This is a genomic window from Streptomyces lonarensis, assembly GCF_012033735.1.
In the GTDB taxonomy this organism is placed as follows: domain Bacteria; phylum Actinomycetota; class Actinomycetes; order Streptomycetales; family Streptomycetaceae; genus Streptomyces; species Streptomyces lonarensis.
Genome location: NZ_JAAVJD010000285.1, coordinates 1 through 3,063, shown reverse-complemented (window position 1 = coordinate 3,063; position 3,063 = coordinate 1). Strand labels below are relative to the sequence as shown.

The following is a 3,063-nucleotide window of genomic DNA, read 5'->3' as shown; positions in this document are numbered from 1 at the left end:
GGCCGGGGCTCGACCCCGGCCCGGGAACGGGAGGACACCGGTGCCCTGCCACGCCGTCAGCCGAAGGTGGCGCTCCAGGTGGCGGGGCCGACCACGCCGTCCACGGCGATCCCGGCCCTGCTCTGCAGGGTGCGGCACGCAGCCTCCGACGCCGGGCCGTACGCGGAGTCCACCGTCAGCGAGAAGCCGTGGGCGCTGTTCATCCGGGCCTGCCAACTCCCCACACTCGCGTGGTTCATGACGGGCGGCTGCCGGAAGTACACGCCCGGCCACGGCGGGGTGCCGGGCCCGCCGCCTCCCGGGTCGAGCCGCCCGTCCAGCACCAGCGGGTAGAGGTTGCCGGGGCAGGCGGTGGAGGTGTGGTCGCGGTGGCCGTTGACCGCCCCGCCCGCGCCGCCGGAGGTGCGCAGCCGGGTGATCGTCATGTGGAAGGCGTCGATCAACTGCGCGGTGATCGGGTCGTAGTTGGCGGCGGTACCACCGGTGAGCCCGCAGACCGCGTACCAGTTCTGGTTGCCGGGGTTGGTGCCGTTGGCCGCGGTGCGCTGCCCCTCGCCGCGGCCCTCGAAGACGTACCCGTGGACGCAGACCAGGTGGCTGTAGGCCACGTCGGTCCAGCCGTTGGTGTCCATGTGGTGGTTCTGGATGCCGCGCACCTGCCCGGCGCAGTCGGCGTGGTTGGTCCGGGCCACGCGGACGCCGTCCACGTGGTGCACGGAGACCCCGCCGTGCTGCGGGGTGATGTTGGTGTTGCCCGAACGGCGGGCGCGGGCGCCCCACTGGGCGCGGGTCACGAAGATCGCCATGTCAGCCGGCCCTCCCGTGCAGTCCGCACGTCACGCTGGCGTTGAGCGGCTCGGCGTGCGCTTCGCCCGCCGTACCCGCCGCGTAGCGGGCGGCCGGGTGGTCGGGGTGGGTGACGACGGGGAGGTCCCCCGGGGCGGCGACGGCGGTGCCGGCGCAGATGACGGGCAGTGCGACCGCGCCCCCGGCGGCCGCTGCGACGGCGGTGAGGAAACCGCGTCGCGAGGTGTGTGCGGACAATGCTCCTCCAGTGAACTGGTCTGTGCGGTGCCGGACTCCCTCGCGCCCTGTGCTCGCGCCCGTGCCGTCGCCGTCCAGGGACACTGCCCGGCCGACGGCGGCGCGGGGAGAGGGAGGCCGCGGTACCGCAGTGGTCGCCAGCGTTGTGCCCCGTGATGAGGTGTACATGACATGCAACGGCGTGCAGGTCGCGGGAAGTCATCTCCACGGCATCTTCGCGCGTAGATCTCTTGCCGGTCCAGGCCGCTGTACGGTCCGTCGCGGGCGCACCGCCGGAGTGCCCGCTGTGTGGCGGCACGTCCGGCCGGACGCGGTGCGGGCGGGCACCGGGTCCGGCCGGACCCGGTGACTCAGCCCAGCGCCTCGACGACGGTGCCGTCCGCCCGGGAGCCCCGCAGCTCCGCCTCGGCGCCCTCGCTCGCGGGCAGCGCCGCGATCCGACCGGGCACCTCACCGGTCACGCCGCCCTCGGCCGAGAGCGAGGTGACCCCCTCGCTCCCCGCCGCCAGCAGGAACCACTGCTCGTCGTCGCTCTTCCACAGGATGCCGCCGACCACGTCCGGCGCGCGCTCCCCGCACGCCGCGGTGTCCTCGGCGCGGGCCGTGACCACTCCCGGCGCGACCGCCTCGCCGTCGGCCTGCGGCGCCTGGAACTGCGTCATCGCGCGGGAGCCGGCGCCCCGCCACGTCTCGGCGCGGGTGCAGACCCACTGCGCCGTGCCCGCGCCGCCCGGCAGCTCCTGGGCGGCGAAGGCGGTGCTGGTCACCGACCGCACCCCCTCGCCGTTGACCGAGGAGAGATGGCAGGCGGTGCGCGCCCACACCTCGGAGCCCGGCCCTTCCAGCGGGGAGTCGCCCTCCGCCCCGATCCGCGCGGGCAGCAACTCGCCCATGTCCGCCAGCACCGAGGCAGCCGGCGCACCGCCCTCGCCGTCCCCGCCGGCGAACCGCACCACGGGATAGGTGGTGCAGCTCTCCCGGTTGAAGACGTTGGCGACCGGGCCGGTCACGCCCTCCTCGTCCACCGCCAACTCCCGCGGTTCCGTACCCGGGAGCAGCAGGTCGTGCACGCCCGCGGTGGAGACCCACGGCGCGGTCAGGTAGCGGGTGGTCTCGGTGTCGCGGTTGAGCACCACCGCCGAGGTCGAGCCGTCCGCGCCGTCGGTGCGGGCGAAGTCGAGCACCGACCCCTCGCCCTCCAGCGGTTCGCCGTACCGGACCAGCCGCAGCCCGTCGTGCATGATCACCAGCCGCGCGTCGCCCACCTCCCCGGCGTACAGCAGCTGCGGCGGACCCGCCGCCGGACCCGCCGCGGTCCCCGGGGTCGCCGACACCCGCACCGAGTCGTCCGGGTCGGCCCACACGGCCAGCGCACGGCGCAGCAGCTCGTTGTCGTCGGTCAGGGCGCCGCGCGCGGGCCACCCGGTGAAGTCCAGGCGGGTCGCCGACTGCCAGCTGTCCGCACGTGCCTTCACCACCAGGGACGGGTCCAGCGCCTGGAGCGCCGCCGGGTTCCCCGTCGGGCCCCGGTCCGGCACGACCGCCAGCAGTCCGGCGCCCACCACCGCGGCCGCCGCGACGGCGACCGCGGTCCGCAACCGGCGGCGCCGCCGCACCAGGTCGGTGGGGTGCAGGTGCAGCACGGCCGGGTCCTCCAGCGCCGGGGGCGCCGCGGCCGCGCCCGCCGCCTCCGCCTCCTCCGCGCCCGGCAGACGCGCCGCGGAGGTCACCGCGCCGTGCGCGTGGGGTTCGCTCATTCCGGCCGCCACCAGCAGCGTCCGGGCCTCCTCGCGCGTCATCCCCTCCAGCCGCTGCAGCGCGAACGCGGCGCGGGTGCTGCTGGAGACCTCTGCCAGCGCCTTCTCCAGCTCCAGCGACTCGCCGCCGCCGGACTTCGGGCGGAGCCGCAGGCCGAGGACGCGCGGCAGCAGCGGCTGCCCGCGGCGCAGCCGGCCCAGCTCGCGTCCCGCGACCCGCGGCGGCCGGCCGGTGTCCAGCGCCTCCCGCAGGGTGCGCAGC

The 3,063-nt window shown here is 76.2% G+C and carries 3 protein-coding genes; all 3 read right to left on the bottom strand.

The annotated features are described in order from the left end of the window. Positions 1-56 precede the first annotated feature (56 nt). Complete coding sequence (locus HCN56_RS22850) at positions 57-806, bottom strand: peptidoglycan recognition protein family protein (RefSeq protein ID WP_167974143.1); 750 nt, start codon at positions 804-806, stop codon at positions 57-59. Position 807: 1 nt separating this feature from the next. Continuing rightward, positions 808-1,044, bottom strand: coding sequence for a hypothetical protein (locus tag HCN56_RS22845; protein ID WP_167974139.1), 237 nt, complete (start codon positions 1,042-1,044; stop codon positions 808-810). A gap of 350 nt (positions 1,045-1,394) precedes the next feature. After that, positions 1,395-3,063 (bottom strand): hypothetical protein (locus tag HCN56_RS22840; protein WP_167974141.1); only part of this gene is annotated, 1,669 nt, incomplete at its 5' end.